Genomic DNA, 19,105 nt, shown 5'->3' on the forward strand with positions numbered 1-19,105 from the left:
ACACTTTCTAAATTTTAGAATTTTGTCGCACATTGATACATCTTGCTTTTGTCAGTAGCTATTCACGATATTCCGGCATAATGCTGGACGTTAGAATAATGCACATTCATTTGTAAATTTGTGTTATCCCGCATAGCACTTGGAATTGTGAAGTATGAACATGAGTGTGTTATGGACAAAAAAATGAAGCCTGAAACAGCAGTGAAAATACTGAGTGAACAAGGCATTACGGTATCTCTTGAAGAAGCCGCAGCTATTCTCGACATTATCTACCAGTTTGCAGAAATTACTATTACAGAAATTTTAAGTCATGAAGATTGCTGATTTATATATCCGTGCAAGGTGCGATGACCCTGCACGTCAAAAGTTAATGGAAGAACAACAGGAAAAAGAACTTGAAGAATACTGCGTCGCCAACAACATCAAAATAAGGGCAAAAGTAATTGACAATTGTTCTGCCGGAAACTTTGATAGACCCGGTTGGTCGGAATATTATGATCGGCTTGTTTCCTCAACCGTTTGGCCGGACTTGATATTATTTACTACATGGGATAGGTTCACAAGAAATTTAGAAAAATTCACTATTGTGAAATCTAATCTTGATAGAATGCAGATAACCGCTAAAGCGATTAAAACAAACATTTTCTTAGAAGCAGCAAACAGAACATGGCAAAGCATGGAACTGTAACAACTTTATACAATGAAGAAGGGATTAACTGGCGGCCAGCAAGCAAAAATTTCAGCCGCTAAATTTTTTATGAAAAATCACAAAGCCAACGATACGTTATACAATGTTGTAATTATTCTCGGCCCGGCCTTATTCGGTTCGTTTTTCAACTCGAACACAGATACAGTTTGGTCAAGAGTAGAAGATCCGCCACAATTTAGATTGCTAGAAATGATGGCATTAACGAATGTCTTTGAAATAACGATGGAGCGATTAATAGAAATACTCGTTTTACAAGTACAGTATAATGAGTTCGAGTTATTGAACAACCGTCCGATTGGTAGAGAAAAGTATCAAAATCCTAGTTCTTAGAACATCATTTTTGCGGCGATGGCAATTCGACGCATGTTACTTTAAGTTTTATTTAGAAATTATTTCTTTTATGTTAGTAGCAGATTTATATATCAGAGTGAGTACAGACGATCAGCGTGACAAAGGTTTCTCCCAACGAAATCAGGAAGAAGTTCTGCGTAAATACTGCGATCACAATTTTATCCAAATTCGTCAGGTCATTTTTGAGGATCACAGCGCCAAAACTTTCAATCGTCCGCAGTGGAATAAGCTCTTATTTGACTGGCGGAAGAAAAAGCATCAGGTTGACCTCGTGCTGTTCACAAAATGGGATAGGTTCAGCCGCAATGCAGGGGATGCCTATCAAATGATAAGCACCATCAGAAAACTTGGAATTGAGCCGCAGGCGATTGAACAGCCCCTCGACATGACAGTACCGGAAAGTAAGATTATGATGGCCGTGTATCTGGCAACTCCCGAAGTCGAAAACGACCGTCGCGCACTCAACGTATTTTATGGTATGCGTCGCGCCCGCAAGGAAGGGCGGTGGATGGGGACAGCTCCAATAGGCTATCAGAACAGAACCGACGAAACCGGTAAGGTTAAGTATATATGCCCGAATGAGCCAGAGGCAAGCATAATGAAATGGGTTTTTGAAGAAATTGCGGCCTGTCGTTTCAATACTGAGCAAATTCTACACATGGCCCGCAACCGTGGCCTGAAATGCAGTAAGAATAATTTTTGGGTGGCAATACGCAACCCAGTCTACTGCGGAAAAATACACGTTCCCAAATTCAAGGACGAAGAAAGCATTTTTGTCCAGGGCAAACATGAGGCCATCATTTCGTCTACGTTATTCTATCTCGTGCAGGAGATTCTGGATGGACGGCGTAAAAAACAGCGTACAAAAATCGTAGTTGATAATAGCCTGCCTTTACGCGGCTTCCTGATCTGCCCACGTTGCGGCAGAGTTCTAACCGGCAGCGCATCAAAAGGCAGAAACAGGCATTATCACTATTACCACTGTATCACGTCATGCGGTTGCCGTTTCCCGGCAGAACGGGCCAATCAACTTTTTTCAAAGGAATTACGCAAATTTGTGCCACAATCTCCGTTCCGCGATATTTTCCGCCCGGCATTGGAATACTATTTTAAGGCTCAAACCAAAAGCACCTCCGAAGAAAGAGATAGTCTGCTCTCTCAAATCGACGCTTATACAGATTTAATCAGGGAAGCGCGGAAACTTTTATTTCAACAAAAAATCACTCCGGAGGACTTCAAGGAAAGTAAAGAAGAATATGAATTGTCCATTACAAAGCTGGAAGATCGCCTTTCAGAGATTCCGAAGAAGAATTATAATATTGAGGGCATTCTCGAAAAGGGCATGAGAAACCTTTCCAAACTAGATATTTTGTACGACAGTGGGGAGGTAGAAACGCAGCGGAAGATCATTGGTTCGATATTCCCCGAAAAACTGGTATTCACTGGTGACGCATATCGAACCGCCAGAGTAAATTATGCAGTTCAGCTAATATATAGCATGGATAAGGCTTTCGTAGAAAAAGAAAATGGGACAAGCCTATCAATTTTAGACTTGTCCCATCAGGTGATCCCGCTGGGACTCGAACCCAGGGCCCATACATTAAAAGTGTATTGCTCTACCAACTGAGCTACGGAATCATTCCCGTTAGGGGAGTGCAAAAGTAGAAAATATTTTATCTCTACCAAATTTTTTCTAAAATTTTTTTCGGGAGATATAACAGTGACGACTATACGTTAACCGCGGAAATATGATACACACCCGTTTCAGCGTAGCGCGAAGCGACCACAATTTCAGTAGTGGTGCCTTCCTGCGTAAATAACTGATGTACCAGTTCGGGATTGTTATTGTCTTTGGAAAGGTGCGCCAGCAGCAGGTGCGACATATACTCCGGCCGGTGCGCCCTGAATAATTCCAGCGCCTGGGTATTGGATAAGTGCCCATGGCCACCACGGATACGGTTTTTCAGGAAGTAAGGGTAGCGGCCCTGCTCCAGCATTACCTCGTCGTAATTGGCTTCCAGGAAAGCTGCATGACATTGTTTGAAGTGGTGTACCAGCTGATCGCAAGCCACGCCAATATCCGTAAACACGCCAATATTGATGCCGTTGGCGCTCACTATAAAACTATGTGGCTCTATGGCATCGTGAAATTTTGGGAAAGCAGTAATCTGTAAATCACCGATCACCACCGGTTCAAAGGCTGTAAAGCGCCGTACCAGCGTTTCGTGAATTTCCAGCCCGCCGTGCTGCATGGTGCTGGCTGTAATATACACCGGTAACTGATGCTTGCGCGCCATCACCGGAATACCCCGGATGTGATCTGTGTGTTCGTGCGATACAAATATCGCCCGCACCTTGCTCATACTCAAGCCCAGCCTCGCCATCCGCTTCTCCGTTTCACGGCATGAAATGCCTGCATCCACCAGTATGGCGTCCGTATCGTTGCCGATATAATAACAGTTTCCGTTGCTGCCGGAATTCAGAGAAGTAATGTAAAGTGACATGACATGCAAAGAAAATTCATTTTCCCCAATTCCTGAAATATACCGTGGAAGTCAATATAGTTGCAGCATTAGACAATATCACACCACTCGCATGCTCAAAATTTGCTTTAATTTGCCGGATTGGATCATACTTAACGATAAACTATGCTTAGATCACTCAAGTTGACTGTACTTGCCGCAACCATTTACAGTACCACACTGATGGCGCAGGATGCAGATCCACAGCGCTATCCGTTGATTCCTTACCCGCAGGAGCTCACCGCTCAACAGGGGGAATTTGTGGTTGGAAGGAATACGAATATTGTAAGCGCGAACGCTTTTGCAGGCGAAGTAAAACAGTTGCAACTGCTGATGACCACTTTCCTCGGCGCTAAACTGCCGGTGTCATCAAAGGTAGGCCAGAGCAGTATTGTGCTGGTTCAGGATAACACCATAAAAGGAGAGGAGGAGTACCAGCTGGAGATCACACCTGCCCGTATTACCCTCCGCGCCCGTACCGGCGACGGTATTTTCCGCGGTATCCAGACACTCACCCAACTGGTGCCATTGGCAGGCCATCACGGCACCGAAAAAATGAAAACCATTGCCTTCCCCGCCGCTACCATCAAGGATCATCCTACCTATGACTATAGAGGGATGCACCTCGATGTAGCCCGCCATTTCTTCTCTGTAAAATATGTGAAGAAATTTTTGGATGTGATGGCGCTCTATAAAATGAACAAGTTCCACTGGCACCTCAGTGATGACCAGGGCTGGAGAATTGAAATCAAAAAATATCCTCTGCTCACAGAACAAGGCGCCTGGAGAACGTATAATAACCAGGATTCTATTTGTATAGAGAAATCAAAAGATAACCCTGATATGGCCCTGGACCAGGAACATATCATCCAGCGTACGGGTAAAACCCTGTATGGTGGCTTCTATACACAGGCTGAGATCAAAGAGGTAATCGCCTACGCGGCCGCACGCCATATCGAAATCATCCCGGAAATCGATATGCCCGGCCATGTGATGGCAGCTATCAAAGCTTATCCATTCCTGACCTGCGATAGCGAAAACGGCTGGGGTAAAACCTTTAGCACGCCTATCTGCCCATGCGAGGAAACTACCTTCAAATTTGCAGAAGACGTATTCACGGAAATCGCTGCCCTCTTCCCATCCAAATATATCCACCTCGGTGCGGATGAAGTAGAGAAAACCAGCTGGGCTAAATCGCCCGCCTGTGAAGCCGTGATGAAGGCCAATAACCTGAAATCGGTAGAAGAATTACAGAGCTACTTCGTAAAACGAATGGAGAAATTCTTTAATTCAAAAGGCAAAAAACTCATCGGCTGGGACGAAATTCTGGAAGGTGGCGTGAGTCCTACCGCGGTAGTGATGTACTGGCGCTCCTGGGTGCCAAAAGCCCCGATAGAAGCGGCAAAGAATGGTAACCGCGTGATCATGACGCCGGGTAATCCCCTGTACTTCGATGGCGTGCCTGACCGCAATTCCATCTCCAATGTATACCATTTTAATCCGATCCCTAAAGGCCTCACCGCCGCTGAAGCAGCCAATATCCTGGGTGCCCAGGCAAACATCTGGACGGAGTGGATTCCTTCAGAAAAACGGGCGGACTACATGTATATGCCACGTATGACGGCCCTGGCTGAGGTGCTGTGGACCAACCAGCCCCGCTATGATCATTACATGAACCGACTCAGAGTAAGTTATAGTCTCCTCGATCTGATGGGTGTCAACTACCGCCTGCCGGACCTCGACGGATTCGCGGGCGATAACGTGTTTGTGGACAAGGGCAGCCTGAACGTAATCAAGCCACTGGATATTATGACCGTGCGCTATACCACGGATGGTTCCATTCCTTCGGTGCAGTCGCCCCAGCTAAGTGGCGCGCTCACCATCACCAAGCCGGAAACCATTAAGCTCTCTGCTTTCTCGCCAACCGGCAATCGCGGCGATATATACACACTGAAATACCGTCAGCAGAACTATCTGAAACCTATTGATGGCGCAGGATTACAAGCAGGCCTGCAACTGGGAATGTTTAATGGTGCGTTTAAAAGTGCCACTAAAATCAAATCAGCAGCTGATGCGACTGTAACTGTTTCTAATGTGGAAATTCCCGAAGAGCTGGGCAAAGGCGGGAAACCTTTCGGTGCTAAACTGGATGGCTTCATCGACGTACCTGCTACAGGTATATACAGTTTCTACCTCACCTGCGACGATGGTGGTATCCTCTACATCGGCGGGGAAGAAGTGGTCAATAATGATGGCTGGCATGCGCCGGTACAGAAGAGTGGCCAGGTAGCACTGGAGAAAGGTCTGCATCCGCTGCAGGTGGCATTTGTAGAAGGCGGCGGCGGATATACGCTAAAGCTGGAATACAGTGTGAATGGCAGTAAAATTCAACCGGTTCCTGATAGCTGGTTTAAACGTAAATAAGGAATATATGAAAAAGCCCCGGTCTGGGGCTTTTTTTATGGAGATGTCAATCGTCTTTATGAATATGGTGCTCGTAACTTTTGATGTTTACCAGGAACACGAGCAAAATCACCATGACGATGATCAGCACCAGGTAGGCGATCATAAATGGGAAATTGTAGATCGATAGTGGCATCAGATTGGGTTCTTTCTGCCCTGGCCTTGAAAACGGCGCGTCATCTTCTTTCGGAGCGTTGGCGGCGGTTTCCTTGATATAGGCCAGGATATCGCGGATCTGATCATCGGAAAGATCAGGATGGTCTGGCATAATGACCTGGTTATTTTTATTGAAAACCTCCAGGGCAGCGGCATCACCGGATTTTACCATGGCCTGTGAGCCTTTTACAAAGGAGATGATCCAGGCTTCGGGATGGCGCTCTTCCACACCTGCCAGCGCAGGCCCTGTGAGTTTTTTAGTTACATTATGGCAGGAGGCGCACCTGCCCTGAAACAGCATTTTACCCTGCTCCGGATTGGCTGCCTTAACAGCGGCGGCAGTGGTGATGCAGCAGAAAACCACGATCAGTAAACGCTTACATTTCATTTTGTAATTTTTTTATGTCAGCCAGCAGCTGGTCTACTTCTTCGGGCAAGGTGCCGTCGTAGTAGCCACGTATCCGCTGGCGGTTGTCCAGTAATACAAGCCTGTCGCTATGGATGAAGTCAGTTTCTCCTCCGTCACCTTCCGTAGCGGTAATGAAGAGTCCCTTGCGGGCGAAGTGATAGAGGGCTTTTTTATCTCCCGTTAATAACCTCCACCTGTTGGGCAGTACATCATATTGCAGGGCGAATTTCATGAGCCGGGCTACTGAATCCCGCTTCGGGTCCACGGTAAACGACAGGATCATCACTTTATCGGTGCCTGCCTGCACCCGCTGCAGCTGCATCATCATTTTAGGGCAGATGCTGGGGCAGGAGGTGTAGAAGTAATTGGCCACTACTATTTTGTTGGTCATGATCGAATTGGTGACCGTACTGCCCAGCTGGTCGGTGAATACGAACAGGGGCAGGCTCCCGTCAGTTTTACTGTCGGATGCCAGCGTGGAGCTGCTGGCGTAGATAGGCAGTTTGCCGTACTTTTTTTCCAGCATGCGCACGGAAATATAGGCCAGCAGCGGAACGCCGATCAGCAGTGCCAGGAAAAACTTCCAGGAAGTCAGTAGGTATGACTTTTCCAGTTTCATGACCCTCATCTTATTTTTTTTGTACTACAGGCGTTGGGTCTGTAGGCAAGTATGGTGGCGCTTTTTTGCCGGTATTATTCAGTGCATCGGAAATGGCCGGCAGGTACGTCAGAAAAATAATCAATGCCATAATTGCCAGCCAGGGCTTAAAGGTATCCAGCACGGGTATACGTTTTTCTTCATGCAGAGGTTCACTTTCCGGCAGGTCGAGCAGTGGTTCGGTGGAACGTTTGCTGAACAGGGTGCCAAAGAAGCTGATGAAATACAGGAACCCGGCTACAAACATGATTCCGCCGCCTGCGAGTCCCAGCATACTGGAAATTACCCAGTAGGGGTGGTACTGGTCGCTCGCCGGATTCAGGTAAGTGAGGCCCAGGTTGGTCCTGCGCGGTTCGCCCATGAGTCCGCCCCACATGAGGCCACTGGAGAAGATGATCACGCCCACCGTCCACAGATAGGGCACGATGGCATTGATAGTAGGCAGAAATATTTTCTTTCCTGTCAGCTGTTGCAGTAGAAATATAGACATGCCGAGTATAGCCAGGAATACCGGGCCCGCCACTGTCATATGAAAGTGCCCGGGAATAAAGGCGGTATTATGCACTACGTTATTTAGTGAATAGGAGGCTAATACCAGCCCGGTGAGTCCGCCGAAGATAAACAGGATGAGGCCATTGATCAGGTAGCCGAAGAGGAATACATCCTTGCGGAAGAACGGCAGTTTCCATATCCAGTTGTACAGCCCTGTGGCGCCGCGTTTGCGGGCAGCATATTCCAGGGATGCCGCCAGGGTAAAAGCGGTGATAAAGCTGGGCAGCGCCACACCAAAGGTGAGCAGCGACTGTGACAGCTTCACACCTCTGCCGATCGATGGATCGCCAAACTGATGATGCACACCAATTGGGATGGAGAGCAGCAGGAAGATGAAAAATGCAATGCGGCCTGCGGTGGCGGAATACAGTTTACCACCTGCGAGTTTAGGCAGCATGGTATAAAACATGATGTAGGAAGGTAACAGCCAGAAATATACGAGGGCGTGGCCGAAAAACCAGAACAGCGTACGGGCCAGCGGCACATTTACAGTAGGCGTATGGCCCAGGCTCCAGGGCACCAGCAGTACCAGCACTTCGTAAGCTACCGCAGTAGTACATACGAACCAGATGGTGAAGTTTACCAGGGTGCCTATTATGGCCAGTGGTGTATTGGTTTCGGGGTTTTCTTTTTTCCATTTCAGGTAGATGGTAACCCAGTCGAAAAACGCGACCCACGATCCGATAATAAGCATAGCAGTGCCGATATAGAAGGCAGGATGTGCTTTCAGGGGCGGGTAGAAGGTGTAAAGTACCGAAGCTTTGCCGGCCAGCATGGCGGCAGCGGCCAGGAGGGTGCCTATCACCATCAGCCACATGGATAGGGCAGTGGCTTTTTTATTAGGTTCTTTTTTCAGGTAGAAGGCAATGGTAGCATGGCCAAAGGCTACGGCAAAGAACGTGGTGAGCACTACGGCATTGATAACGCCATGCAGCGTGAGGCCCTGGTAGTAGTCGAGCTTGGCTACGGACGACTGATGGATCACGCCGGCGCGGTAAATCACCTGCATCAGGCCATGGTAGATGCCTACTGTGAGTAATAATATCGGGACGAACAGTTCAATGAGAATGGTATTGCGTAGAAACCTGCTAACCTGCATAGTTTATTGTTTTTTGGGATAGTTTACGATTATTTCTGCCTGCATATTCTGGTGGCCGGTGCCGCAGTATTCGTGGCATACCACTTTGTATACACCGGGCTGATCAAACCTGACGGTAGTTTTGGTGACTCCTCCCGGAACGGCCATCAGGTTTACGTTCTTGTTATAGACGTTGAAGCCGTGTACCACGTCGTTGGAGGTTACGAACAGGTCCACCTCGCTGCCTACGGGAATATAGGCCACGGAGGGCTCAAAATTCCACATACGGGCCACGTAGAAAATCTGGTAGGTGGTTTTGTCCAGCTGCTCCACCCGTGCAGTTTCGTACGTTTTATCGTAGGGGAGACACTCCGTTACATCCGCCTTGCGGGCGCCCATGGCGTAAAAGATAGCCAGAATGAACAGGCCCATGACGAGGATGGAGACGAGGATGATTCTTCTTTCAAATACGTCGATCATACTTAACTATTTAGATCCTTTCAAGCATGAGAAAATAGATGCCAAACCAGATAATGAGGCCGAGGGCGATCAGAAAAGCAAAGAAGGCGATGGCGCCCCGGGGCACAAAATTTTCTGAGTTATCGGGTTGTGTCATATGGGAGATTTTGGTGATTTGGATAGTTTAATAACATTAACCATCCATCACCGGGATTTGTTTGCAATTAATTGTGAGAATTTGGGGTAAATGTGTATTTTTGCGCTCCCTTCGTATTGGAATTATTTAAAATATTGAAGATAAACGCAGATCCGCTATCGTACTGACAAGGCTTCTCAGGGCCTCCAAGGCGATATGTTGGGTCTGCGTCTTTTTTGTGGCTACATCTTTTTGAGGATGGGGAAGGATTCGATGGTGGCTTCTCCGCCATAATCTGCTTCGGTCAGTTTTCCTGTGGCTGCATTCCACTCTTTCCATTTACCTACTTTTTTTCCATTAACCCGCACGCCCTGGGCTTCGACCTGGTTTTCTGTTCGCAGCCAGGTGCTGAGGCCATAGCCTTCGCCGCGGTAATAGATGCCTTCAAATGAGGCGGGGCCTTTAAAGGTGAATTCGCGGCGCAGCTCAAAAGCTCCATCCTTGCTATGGTAAAATTCATAGTGCAGCACGTTGTTGTCGTACGCCCGGGTGATCAGCAGCTGATGATTGGCGAATGACTGCTGTATTTTCGTACTACTGTCCCGGTTATACGAAAAATGAACACTATCGGGCTCCGCCGATGCCTGGCTGATAATCCGTTCTTTAGTTTGCCTAAACCATAATTCGTGTGCAGCCTTTGTTTGTGGCTGATTACAACCCATCATAACAGCTACCGAAAAGGCGTATAGTGTAATAAATCCTTTCATTGTTTACCGGATGTTTGAATTAATGTAATAACAAAATGGATGAATGGTTATTAATCATGATAATTTTTGAATAGTTTTCTAAAATCTTTAACAAACCCATTCCAGTTACGTTATGAGGCATATCCGCTTTATTATGAGTACCCTGCTGATGGGGGCCGGTGCTGTTGTTGCACAACAGAAGGCGCCATCATATCCTTTGGTAACCCACCATCCTTACTTCAGTATCTGGTCGTCTACGGATACGATTATGCAAAGCAGCACCCGCCATTGGACCGGCACGGCACAGCCTATTACCGGTGTGGTGACCGTGGATGGGGTGCCTTATACCGTGTTGGGCAGTATGCCTGATACGTATGAGGACTTATTGCCGGCCGCTGGTGCGGTGAAATACCTAACAGACGTGCCATCGGGCGAATGGACATCTCCCGGATATAATGACCAGCAATGGAAGAAGGGCGCAATGCCTTTCAGTGATAACCCGGCAGCCGGGGAAACAGGGTGGAGGAGTAATGATCTTTTTGTGAGAAGGTCATTTGACCTGGGGCAGGTGGCGTCGGACACGCTGTACCTGAAGCTGCACCACGATGATAATGTAACGGTGCATCTGAACGGGAAAGAGGTGTTTGCCCGAAAAGGCTGGAATGGCCGCGACGAGTACTTTCCGATAGCGCTGGACCCACATCTCCTCCAACAAAAAAATAATTTGCTGGCTATCCATGTAAAAAATACTGCTGGTGGCGCTTATTTATCGGCCGGCCTGTCGAAAAAAGTGCAGCCGGCAGCAGGAGCTGCGCGTATGGCAATACAGGAGTCGGTAGAAGTACATGCTACGCAAACCGTGTATCAGTTCAGGTGCGGGCCGGTGCAGATGGAGATGGCGTTTATCTCTCCCTTATTAATGGACGACCTGATGTTGCTTTCCCGCCCGGTAACGTACCTGGCATGCCACGCATTATCGGCCGATGACCAAGCCCACGATGTTCGTGTACAGGTGGGCGTTAGTACCGCTGTTTGTGTAAATAACGCCGGGCAGCCGGTGGAGGCTAGTCAATATACCAGTGGTGAGCTGACTGTTTTGAAAGCCGGTACGAAAGAGCAGCCGGTGCTGAAAAAGAAAGGGGATGATATCCGCATCGACTGGGGGTACATGTATGTGGCTACCAGTAAAGGCCCTGGCGTAAAGCAGTGGATAGCTGACCGTGCGGACAAGACCAAGATGTTGGTAACGGAGGCGGCTATGGGAAAAGTAGGGAGAGGGATAGCAGCTATGCCTTCCAGGGTGTTTTTACTCGGGTATGACGACCTGTATGCCGTTGAATATTTTGGAAAACGGTTGAAGGCCTGGTGGAAAAATGATGCCAGTGCTACGATGGATCGGGAGTTGAAAAACGCGATGCGGGATTATGGGAAGGTATTGGGTCGCTGTATGCAGTTTGATGAAGCGCTGCAAAAGGAAGCTGCGGCTGCCGGTGGAAAAGAGTATGCACGGTTGTGTGAGCTGGCGTATCGTCAGGCGATAGCGGCGCATACGTTAGTACGTGGTCCGAAAGGGGAGTTGCTGTTTTTGTCGAAAGAGAATTTCAGCAATGGATGTATCAATACCGTGGATATCACGTATCCTTCTGCACCTATGTTTTTGCTGTATAATCCTGACTTGCTGAAAGGGATGATGACGGGAATTTTTGAGTATTCTGAAAGTGGTCGTTTTCCGAAACCCTTTGCTGCGCATGATCTTGGAACGTATCCGATTGCCAGTGGCCAGGTGTATGGAGAGGATATGCCGGTGGAAGAATCCGGCAATATGTTGATTCTGACCGGTGCCGTTGCAAAGGCAGACGGCAACGCCAGCTATGCAAAAGCGCATTGGAAAACGCTGACCACCTGGGCGGAGTACTTGCTGAAGGCGGGTTTTGATCCGGAGAACCAGCTTTGCACCGATGACTTTGCGGGGCATCTGGCGCATAATACCAATCTGTCTTTAAAAGCGATTGCCGGTATTCGTAGCTATGCTATGCTGGCGGATATGTTAGGCCACAAAGATGTAGCAAAGCGCTATACCGACAGTGCGCAGGCGATGGCCACTAACTGGATGAAACTGGCTGCGGACGCGGATCATTACCGGCTGGCATTTGACAAACCGGGTTCCTGGAGCCAGAAGTATAACCTGGTATGGGACCGGGTGCTGGGCTTTAAGCTGTTTCCTGCATCGCTGTACGAGCAGGAGGTAAGCTGGTATCTGAAGCAGCAGCAGGCGTTTGGGTTACCGCTGGATAGTCGCAAAACCTATACGAAATCCGACTGGATCGTATGGACGGCCACGTTAGCCTCTACTCCGGATGAATTCAGGGAGTTAGTGGACCCTATTTACAAGTATGTAACGGAAACGGCTACACGTGTTCCGTTATCAGACTGGCATGAAACTACTGACGGCAAGCAGGTTGGTTTTCAGGCGCGTAGTGTGGTGGGCGGTTATTTTATGAAGATGCTGGATGTGCGTTATAACGGCGGAACGGGCTCTGGTAGTGGCTCCGTTATATATACATATAATCCGCTTTCGATAAATCATTAAAAATGAATGAAATAAATTTGGTAGGAATGGAATAATTTCTATCTTTGCACTCCCGAAATGATCGGGGGTGATTGATTCCGTAGCTCAGTTGGTAGAGCAATACACTTTTAATGTATGGGCCCTGGGTTCGAGTCCCAGCGGGATCACTACAAGAATATCAAAGGTTATTAAAGCCGCTTAAATCGTAGGATTTATGCGGCTTTTCTGTTTTTGGTATGAAAAGATAAATCATATCAAACGAATCTGAAAGGATACAAAAAAGGATACACAAAAAAAATCTAAGTTAGTGTATCCTTTTTTCTGGTAGATGCTTATCAGTAAAGGGTTTTAGGACTTGCAAACCGAAACAAAACACACCAAACAAAACCAAAAATCGGTAACCTAAAACTTGTTTGACTATGAAAGTAAGTCAAGATTTATCAATCCTCTTTCATCTCCGGTACGATAACAATAATTCCAACGGAAAGGCTACTATCTGCGTCCGTATTACTGTTACGGGTTTTCCCAGAGATGGTTTTTCACTGGGCTATAAAGTTGATCCCACGAAATTCAACAAAGAAGCCGGCATCTTTATGGGAAAGTCAGCGGAGGCCATTGAGATAAACAACCAGCTGCAACACGTCAGAGGTGAGCTGCTCCGGCACTACAACCTGTTGAAGAAGCAGGGATCAACTGTTACCCCCGCTATGATTAAAAACGCTTACCTGGGTGTTCATCAGGAAAAGCAGACACTGTTGCAGGTCGTAGATTTTCATAATGGGAAGTTCAAAGAAAAGGTGGACAAAGGGAAGCGGGAAAACAGCACCTACAAAAAATGGCTCACCACAAAGGATAAGATCACAGCCTTTCTTGCCGGCGTCCTGAAAATGAAAGATATTCCCCTCGAAAGAATTGAGTTTTCCTTCGCAGAAGATTTCTTCGATTATCTCACCCTTACAGAAGGTATCCAGGATAACACTGCTATGAAATACCTGAAGAACACCAAGCAGCTGTTAAAACTGGCGGTCCAGCGGAAATGGTTGCAGTGTAACCCCTTGCAGGATTATGTATGTTCCTATATCAACCCGGAACGGGATATACTCACCGTGGCGGAACTCAGCACACTGTATCATAAAGAGTTTTCCATCCCCCGCCTGCAGGAAGCCAAAGACGCCTACGTATTCATGACACTCACCGGCTACGCTTATAAAGATGCGCAGTTGCTGACACCTGACAGTATCACTAAATACTTCGATGGGGAAGACTGGATCGTGAAAAACAGGGAAAAGACCTGGTGCCGTGAAAACGTTCCCCTGTTACCGTTAGCTAAGGAGATCCTGCGGAAGTACCGCGATCACCCGCACTGTGTTGCCAACAATGTACTGCTGCCCATCAAAAGCAATCAGCGTTTTAATGGGTATCTCAAGGAAATAGCTGACCTCTGTGGTATTCAAAAGAACCTTACCACTCATACCGCGCGACATACATTTGCCACCACCGTTACGCTGGCCAACGGTGTACCGCTAGAAACCGTCAGCGCCATGCTGGGGCATAAATCCATACGCACCACGCAGATCTATGCTAAGATAGTAGCCAGCAAAGTGAGCGAAGACATGCAGGTATTGAAGCACCGGTTTAATCTCAAATTGCCGGAATCCATGCTGGGAAAGGCTGTAGCGTAGTCCGTTGTCGTATTGGATATTAATAACCCCCACGGAGGAGATTCAACTGCTCAATGGGGGCTTTCACTTTTCTGGGTAGTGAATATTTTAAGTGAAATTCTTGGACTATGCACAGTCAAACATGATTAATTCAAGTTGCACTTCCTTCTTGGGGTCTTCCGGATGAACAAAAATGAAAGAAGCACAGCTATCTTTAGTCTGCCCCAAGTATCTCTTACATAAGGGGTGGCTCTTTATAGCCTCAATCGCTTTGTTTACAATTTCGCTGAACCCCTTTACGGTTTTGTTGAAAATAATGAAGGCTAACTTTTCATCTCTCCAGGTTACGTAGCGCTGGAGTAGTTGGTCTATTGCAGGGTGCACTTGAGATTCTCCACCCCAAAGTTTACATTCTGCAATAAAGACATTTTCACTCTTTGTGTTTTGAACTAAGATATCTGTCTTACCGATTTTATTGAACGTTTCTCCGGTTGCAGTGTGGTTGGGGGACATAGAGTTCAGATAGGGCAGAAAATACTCTCGATAGCCTTCTTCATCAAATTTGGAGCGTAGATTAGTGAGCTTTTCCATGTTTTTCCCAAAATAATATATGAGGTCGATAATTTGGCGATATGCAAGTTCACTGATGCTTGATATGCCCTCCTCAATTACAACAGGGTCGGCTGGTTTAGATTCAAAAATGACCTTCAATGCTGCTTCAATTTCTTGTTGTGTTTCTTCTGCCGTATATACCTTGCTAGGATAGGCTGTTAGATCTGGTTCTTTATTCTGAGTTACATTTATATTCTTAACTGAAGTAAGATTACTTAACACAACGCGAATCTCTTCCAATCTGGATTTATCCTTCAGGAATACTTTTACATATTTAGTTCCAAATGTTGACCTGATCTCAGTTGTATAATTTGCCATTCTAGAGTGTTTTTAATGGTGAAAAATAGTTTAAATTCTGAAATATATTAAAAATTCATTTTATGAATGTGTGAGGAATTAAATAATTATCGAGCTCAAAATATAAGGAAAAATCAGATGTCTTTAACATAGCATTAACATGTCGATATTGCTCAATTGCGTTGTATTGCAACCATTGTTGATGCCCAAAGTGTCACGCCCCGATCATGTGATTTATGAAAGACCATTACGCAACCAAATCCATACTCGCGCACATTTTAAAACCAATAATATGCAGCAGTATTACCCATTATCCTTTTTTGAAAAATTTATTCACGTTGACCTGCAACAAGCATCAACCGAACGAAAACACCCCGATGAACCGTTCTGCACACAAGCCGTTAAAGACATCATCAACGAAAAAAACAAAATCTTGGAATGCATCAGCAAATACCTGTACGACCTTCGAAAGGAGAAGCAGATAGAATGGTTCATTCAACAAAGCCAGCGACAGCTGGTCACACTGATGATCAGCGTAGCCAAAAGCCTGCCGGCAGAAAGTCTTGTCGATGACGCCAAGCCCGCAGTGAAGAACACCTGGTCAAACCTTTACAAAATCCTCTACCTCCATCTGGCTGAACTACTTGCACACCTTGAACAAAAATTTGAACGGTACCTCGACATTGACTGCAAAGTACCACCATCCTATCTGTTAAAAGCCCAGGCGAAATTCCGGGAAGATGTAGGGCTGCTGAAAGCCGGCTTCCTATCTTCCGGCGTAGACGAGCAGTTGCAAAATGTTGTATTCATGCCCTTTCTGGAACTAACAAAGAGCATCCATACCAGTTCCCCGATCACCTACCAGCAGCTGCACTATCTAACGGAAATGAATAAACGGTTATTTCAGTTACTCGATGTCAGTGGAGAGCAAGCCGTATTTCCGCAAAAGCTGCACGAGCTATTGTTGTTTATTAATTTCAACAACGTCCACTATTTTGAATATTGGTGCATTATGATCACCGAAGAGCTGACCACCTTTCCCTCCTTCCGGGAAAAGCTGGAACGGCTGATGTTTCTCCAGAAGAAAATTAGCCAGGCTACCCAGAAACCTGCGTTTGTATTCAATTCCCAACGTCCTCCGCTTCAACATAAAATGCAATCTTGGCTGGCAGAAGAAATTGTTTACCACAAGGAAATCAACGCCACATCAGGTGGAGCGCACCTCCCAGAGGAGTTAAGCCGCTGGAAGGACTTTAAAGTGCAAACCAATTTTTCGGTCCCGCAAATCGGCCATATTCTGAAGTTGTTGCTGGATAGCGGTATTTATGTAAACAAGAATAGGGCGGAAGTCCTGGACTTCTTTTCTTACTTCTTCACCTCTGTTAAGCAGGATAGTATTTCTCCCAGCAGCCTCCGGAACAATTTCTACAACGACAACGCCGCCGTGTCAAAGTCTGTACGCGATCTCCTCATGAAGCTGGTCAATCAATCGCATAAAGGCTTAAACGTGGCCGCCTGCCTGATAGCGGATTGTTTCCTGCAACAGTTCTGATTTTAGGTATCATGCACCGATTCTAATATTGCGAAAATAATTATATCAAATTGTTACTTTTGATTATCAAATAGTTACAAGGGGTTGTAAAACCCCTGTAACTATTCTTGCGTGAGTAATAATTTTTCTTTTGCTGCCATAACAAACAAACCCAAACCATATGGCAGCAGAAATCCTCACCCGTGAAGATCTGGCGATCTTCAAAACAGAGTTATTCAGGGAACTACGGGAGCTGGTCAGCGCCCCGGCCCTCCAGCCCAAGAAATGGCTTAAAACTTACGAAGTCCGCGACATGCTGGGTATCTCTCCCGGTACCCTTCAAAACATGCGTATCAACGGTACGCTGTCTTTCACCAAAATCGGTGGCTTAATCTTCTACGACTACGACGACATTCTCCAGCTGATGGAAGGCACCCGGAAAACCGTTAAGCGTTCCTGATGCCGGCGCCAGCAGCTCATACCAACTACATCAAACATCTCAATGCTTTCTTCGCACAGGTGCGGAAAGAAACCCGCTTACAAGCTAATCATGTAAGCCTCTACCTGGCATTGTTTCAGGTCTGGAACTATCACCGTTTCCAGAATCCCTTTCCCATCCTGCGCGAAGAAATCATGAGCCTTTCCTGTATCGGCTCCCGGAGCACTTATGTACGTTGCCTGAAGCACCTGGACCATTGCCGTTACATCACCTACGCACAGGCCCGACAGGCTTATGCCACCAGCTATGTGTCCATCATTCCCCTGGCCGATTTTATCGCAGATCCTCACTCTGAACAGCTGTTTCTGTTTCAGGATGAAAAGGCTGCCCCCATGAGGCCCAAAAGTGAGCCACATAACCTGCTCAAAACTGGGCCACACATGAGGCTCAATAATGGGCCTGACACGTGGCCTAAAACTGGGCCACATACAGGCCCAAAAGTGGGCCACTTTAATAAACATATAAACAATAGTAAACGTGGGGGAGAAAACAGGCTCCCGCCCCCAACTAAAAAAAATAAAAATGAAACTGAAAACCTCCCGCACAATCCGGATGCACCCGGCGCGGAAAATTCAGTCGGCGCCGCGCGGGTTCTTCCCTTGCTTTCCGAGGTGCAGGAATTCTTTGCCGCCTGCAACTACCCGGAAGCAGAAGCCAGCAAATTTTTTCACCACTACCAGGCCAACGGCTGGCGGCAGGGCGGCAAAGCACTGATCACGGACTGGCAGGCCGCCGCCCACAAATGGATACACAACATTCACCCACCCAAACCCGACCATTATGACAAACATAGCAGACCATCAACCGGGGCAGGAAGGCTCCACACCAATGAAAACAAAAGCTATTCAGAGCCCCTATGATTACTATCAACTATTCCAGCAGCTGGGGGAACATGGAAAGAATATCTACGGTCCCAGGTTCTGGCTCGACGATGTGGATCGGCCGGTAGTTGTTAAATTACTGGCTTATTTTCTGCAGGATGAAGCTGTAGCAGCTGCGGAGGGGATCGACCTGCACAAAGGGATACTCCTTACCGGCAAGATCGGATGCGGCAAAACCTCCCTCATGACGCTTATGAGAGCCCTGGTGCAGGAATCGTACCGGTCGCATATAGTGTCTTGCCGGCAGATCAGTTTTGAGTTCAGCAAAATTGGGTACGATATTATCAGCCGGTATAGTACCAATGCTTTTTTTCCGTATACTAATGTGCCGCGGGTGCATTGCTTTGATGACCTGGGCGTGGAGCAGACGGTGAATTACTGGGGGAATAACTGCAATGTGATGGGGGAGATATTGCTTTCAAGGTATGACCTGTTTATCTCCAATAAAATGATTACCCATGTGACGACGAATCTTAACAGCCAGGAACTGGAGGAGGTATATGGGAATAGGTTGAGGAGTAGGATGCGGGCGATGTTTAATCTTATTGCTTTTGATAACAATACAACAGATAAAAGATATTAAGCAACAACACAATAAAGTTAAGTCCATTGAAGTCACTGCTTTCCAACGGCTTTTAGTGTTGATGATAAATGTTGTCAGCAAGAGGTAGTTTTATTTACGTCTAGATAAGCCGCTAGTGGCTCAATGTATAAGTGAAATGGTTTTTTGATATAATGTGTATATCCTTATTGCACTTATTTTTGCTTAACTTTGCAAGTTTTATTATATTTAGTTCTTATAAGAATTGACGAAGT

Annotated in this window: 18 protein-coding genes, 2 tRNA genes and 1 pseudogene; 12 read left to right on the plus strand and 9 right to left on the minus strand. The window is 46.7% G+C overall.

The genetic code is table 11. The annotated features are described in order from the left end of the window. Positions 1–171 precede the first annotated feature (171 nt). The 4 genes and pseudogenes from KW844_RS10085 to KW844_RS29385 all read left to right on the plus strand — a co-directional run. Complete coding sequence (locus tag KW844_RS10085) at positions 172–324, plus strand: hypothetical protein (RefSeq protein ID WP_218376599.1); 153 nt, start codon at positions 172–174, stop codon at positions 322–324. Continuing rightward, the gene (locus tag KW844_RS10090; RefSeq protein WP_218376600.1) at positions 311–688 is read left to right on the plus strand and encodes a recombinase family protein; all 378 of its coding nucleotides are present in this window, start codon (positions 311–313) and stop codon (positions 686–688) included. Before KW844_RS10085 ends, KW844_RS10090 begins: the two co-directional genes overlap by 14 nt. Before the next feature lie 12 nt (positions 689–700). After that, the gene (locus KW844_RS10095; RefSeq protein WP_218376601.1) at positions 701–1,039 is read left to right on the plus strand and encodes a hypothetical protein; all 339 of its coding nucleotides are present in this window, start codon (positions 701–703) and stop codon (positions 1,037–1,039) included. Between the two features lie 70 nt (positions 1,040–1,109). After that, positions 1,110–2,096, plus strand: a pseudogene (locus tag KW844_RS29385) (recombinase family protein); the annotation flags it as partial. 529 nt (positions 2,097–2,625) lie between these two features. On the opposite strand, the gene KW844_RS10110 reads toward KW844_RS29385, so the two are convergent. Further along, a tRNA-Lys gene (locus KW844_RS10110) sits at positions 2,626–2,698 on the minus strand. Positions 2,699–2,787: 89 nt separating this feature from the next. After that, the gene (locus tag KW844_RS10115) at positions 2,788–3,564 is read right to left on the minus strand and encodes an MBL fold metallo-hydrolase (RefSeq protein ID WP_218376602.1); all 777 of its coding nucleotides are present in this window, start codon (positions 3,562–3,564) and stop codon (positions 2,788–2,790) included. A 144-nt stretch (positions 3,565–3,708) separates the two neighbouring features. Between KW844_RS10115 and KW844_RS10120 the strand changes: the two genes are divergently transcribed. Then, complete coding sequence (locus KW844_RS10120; RefSeq protein WP_255578333.1) at positions 3,709–6,006, plus strand: family 20 glycosylhydrolase; 2,298 nt, start codon at positions 3,709–3,711, stop codon at positions 6,004–6,006. 46 nt (positions 6,007–6,052) lie between these two features. On the opposite strand, the gene KW844_RS10125 is transcribed toward KW844_RS10120, so the two are convergent. From KW844_RS10125 to KW844_RS10150, 6 genes are all read right to left on the minus strand, one after another. Next, positions 6,053–6,589 carry a c-type cytochrome gene (locus tag KW844_RS10125; protein ID WP_218376603.1) on the minus strand — a complete coding sequence of 179 codons (537 nt, stop codon included), beginning with the start codon at positions 6,587–6,589 and terminating at the stop codon, positions 6,053–6,055. After that, a complete protein-coding gene (locus tag KW844_RS10130; protein ID WP_218376604.1) occupies positions 6,579–7,238 on the minus strand; it encodes an SCO family protein in 660 nt (219 codons plus the stop codon). The genes KW844_RS10125 and KW844_RS10130 overlap by 11 nt, the downstream gene beginning before the upstream one ends. A gap of 1 nt (position 7,239) precedes the next feature. Beyond that, entirely contained in the window at positions 7,240–8,919 is a 1,680-nt protein-coding gene (locus tag KW844_RS10135) for a cbb3-type cytochrome c oxidase subunit I (protein WP_218376605.1), read from the minus strand. 3 nt (positions 8,920–8,922) lie between these two features. Then, the gene (locus KW844_RS10140; protein WP_218376606.1) at positions 8,923–9,378 is read right to left on the minus strand and encodes a hypothetical protein; all 456 of its coding nucleotides are present in this window, start codon (positions 9,376–9,378) and stop codon (positions 8,923–8,925) included. 10 nt (positions 9,379–9,388) lie between these two features. Continuing rightward, positions 9,389–9,514, minus strand: coding sequence for a cytochrome c oxidase subunit 2A (locus KW844_RS10145; protein ID WP_218376607.1), 126 nt, complete (start codon positions 9,512–9,514; stop codon positions 9,389–9,391). A gap of 221 nt (positions 9,515–9,735) precedes the next feature. Continuing rightward, a complete protein-coding gene (locus tag KW844_RS10150) occupies positions 9,736–10,260 on the minus strand; it encodes a hypothetical protein (RefSeq protein ID WP_218376608.1) in 525 nt (174 codons plus the stop codon). A gap of 133 nt (positions 10,261–10,393) precedes the next feature. On the opposite strand from KW844_RS10150, the gene KW844_RS10155 reads away from it, so the two are divergent. From KW844_RS10155 to KW844_RS10165, 3 genes are all read left to right on the plus strand, one after another. After that, positions 10,394–12,829 carry a glutaminase domain-containing protein gene (locus KW844_RS10155; RefSeq protein WP_255578334.1) on the plus strand — a complete coding sequence of 812 codons (2,436 nt, stop codon included), beginning with the start codon at positions 10,394–10,396 and terminating at the stop codon, positions 12,827–12,829. Positions 12,830–12,902: 73 nt separating this feature from the next. Further along, positions 12,903–12,975 (plus strand) — tRNA-Lys (locus KW844_RS10160). Positions 12,976–13,227: 252 nt separating this feature from the next. Further along, positions 13,228–14,490: a site-specific integrase gene (locus tag KW844_RS10165; RefSeq protein WP_218376610.1), complete on the plus strand. Its 1,263-nt coding sequence runs from the start codon at positions 13,228–13,230 to the stop codon at positions 14,488–14,490. Between the two features lie 105 nt (positions 14,491–14,595). Here KW844_RS10165 and KW844_RS10170 read toward each other — a convergent pair whose 3' ends face one another. After that, positions 14,596–15,399 (minus strand): hypothetical protein, encoded by an 804-nt coding sequence (locus tag KW844_RS10170; protein WP_218376611.1) that lies wholly within the window; start codon positions 15,397–15,399, stop codon positions 14,596–14,598. Positions 15,400–15,670: 271 nt separating this feature from the next. Here KW844_RS10170 and KW844_RS10175 point away from each other — a divergent pair, with 271 nt between their 5' ends. The 4 genes from KW844_RS10175 to KW844_RS10190 all read left to right on the plus strand — a co-directional run bounded on the left by KW844_RS10175 (position 15,671) and on the right by KW844_RS10190 (position 18,872). Continuing rightward, positions 15,671–16,930, plus strand: coding sequence for a hypothetical protein (locus KW844_RS10175; RefSeq protein ID WP_218376612.1), 1,260 nt, complete (start codon positions 15,671–15,673; stop codon positions 16,928–16,930). A 160-nt stretch (positions 16,931–17,090) separates the two neighbouring features. Continuing rightward, positions 17,091–17,369, plus strand: a complete 279-nt coding sequence (locus tag KW844_RS10180; protein ID WP_169191003.1) for a helix-turn-helix domain-containing protein — start codon at positions 17,091–17,093, stop codon at positions 17,367–17,369. Then, positions 17,369–18,268 (plus strand): hypothetical protein, encoded by a 900-nt coding sequence (locus tag KW844_RS10185; RefSeq protein WP_218376613.1) that lies wholly within the window; start codon positions 17,369–17,371, stop codon positions 18,266–18,268. The genes KW844_RS10180 and KW844_RS10185 overlap by 1 nt, the downstream gene beginning before the upstream one ends. After that, positions 18,189–18,872: a hypothetical protein gene (locus KW844_RS10190; RefSeq protein ID WP_218376614.1), complete on the plus strand. Its 684-nt coding sequence runs from the start codon at positions 18,189–18,191 to the stop codon at positions 18,870–18,872. The genes KW844_RS10185 and KW844_RS10190 overlap by 80 nt, the downstream gene beginning before the upstream one ends. Positions 18,873–19,105 lie beyond the last annotated feature (233 nt).

The organism is Chitinophaga sp. sic0106, from assembly GCF_019219075.1.
In the GTDB taxonomy this organism is placed as follows: Bacteria; Bacteroidota; Bacteroidia; order Chitinophagales; family Chitinophagaceae; genus Chitinophaga.

Excerpts from the sequence above, each read along its gene's own strand:
- KW844_RS10085 (WP_218376599.1), top strand. The coding sequence starts at position 172 with ATGGACAAAAAAATGAAGCCTGAAACAGCAGTGAAAATACTGAGTGAA.
- KW844_RS10090 (WP_218376600.1), top strand. The coding sequence starts at position 311 with ATGAAGATTGCTGATTTATATATCCGTGCAAGGTGCGATGACCCTGCA.
- KW844_RS10095 (WP_218376601.1), top strand. The coding sequence starts at position 701 with ATGAAGAAGGGATTAACTGGCGGCCAGCAAGCAAAAATTTCAGCCGCT.
- KW844_RS10115 (WP_218376602.1), bottom strand. The coding sequence starts at position 3,564 with ATGTCACTTTACATTACTTCTCTGAATTCCGGCAGCAACGGAAACTGT.
- KW844_RS10120 (WP_255578333.1), top strand. The coding sequence starts at position 3,709 with ATGCTTAGATCACTCAAGTTGACTGTACTTGCCGCAACCATTTACAGT.
- KW844_RS10125 (WP_218376603.1), bottom strand. The coding sequence starts at position 6,589 with ATGAAATGTAAGCGTTTACTGATCGTGGTTTTCTGCTGCATCACCACT.
- KW844_RS10130 (WP_218376604.1), bottom strand. The coding sequence starts at position 7,238 with ATGAGGGTCATGAAACTGGAAAAGTCATACCTACTGACTTCCTGGAAG.
- KW844_RS10135 (WP_218376605.1), bottom strand. The coding sequence starts at position 8,919 with ATGCAGGTTAGCAGGTTTCTACGCAATACCATTCTCATTGAACTGTTC.
- KW844_RS10140 (WP_218376606.1), bottom strand. The coding sequence starts at position 9,378 with ATGATCGACGTATTTGAAAGAAGAATCATCCTCGTCTCCATCCTCGTC.
- KW844_RS10145 (WP_218376607.1), bottom strand. The coding sequence starts at position 9,514 with ATGACACAACCCGATAACTCAGAAAATTTTGTGCCCCGGGGCGCCATC.
- KW844_RS10150 (WP_218376608.1), bottom strand. The coding sequence starts at position 10,260 with ATGAAAGGATTTATTACACTATACGCCTTTTCGGTAGCTGTTATGATG.
- KW844_RS10155 (WP_255578334.1), top strand. The coding sequence starts at position 10,394 with ATGAGTACCCTGCTGATGGGGGCCGGTGCTGTTGTTGCACAACAGAAG.
- KW844_RS10165 (WP_218376610.1), top strand. The coding sequence starts at position 13,228 with ATGAAAGTAAGTCAAGATTTATCAATCCTCTTTCATCTCCGGTACGAT.
- KW844_RS10170 (WP_218376611.1), bottom strand. The coding sequence starts at position 15,399 with ATGGCAAATTATACAACTGAGATCAGGTCAACATTTGGAACTAAATAT.
- KW844_RS10175 (WP_218376612.1), top strand. The coding sequence starts at position 15,671 with ATGCAGCAGTATTACCCATTATCCTTTTTTGAAAAATTTATTCACGTT.
- KW844_RS10180 (WP_169191003.1), top strand. The coding sequence starts at position 17,091 with ATGGCAGCAGAAATCCTCACCCGTGAAGATCTGGCGATCTTCAAAACA.
- KW844_RS10185 (WP_218376613.1), top strand. The coding sequence starts at position 17,369 with ATGCCGGCGCCAGCAGCTCATACCAACTACATCAAACATCTCAATGCT.
- KW844_RS10190 (WP_218376614.1), top strand. The coding sequence starts at position 18,189 with ATGACAAACATAGCAGACCATCAACCGGGGCAGGAAGGCTCCACACCA.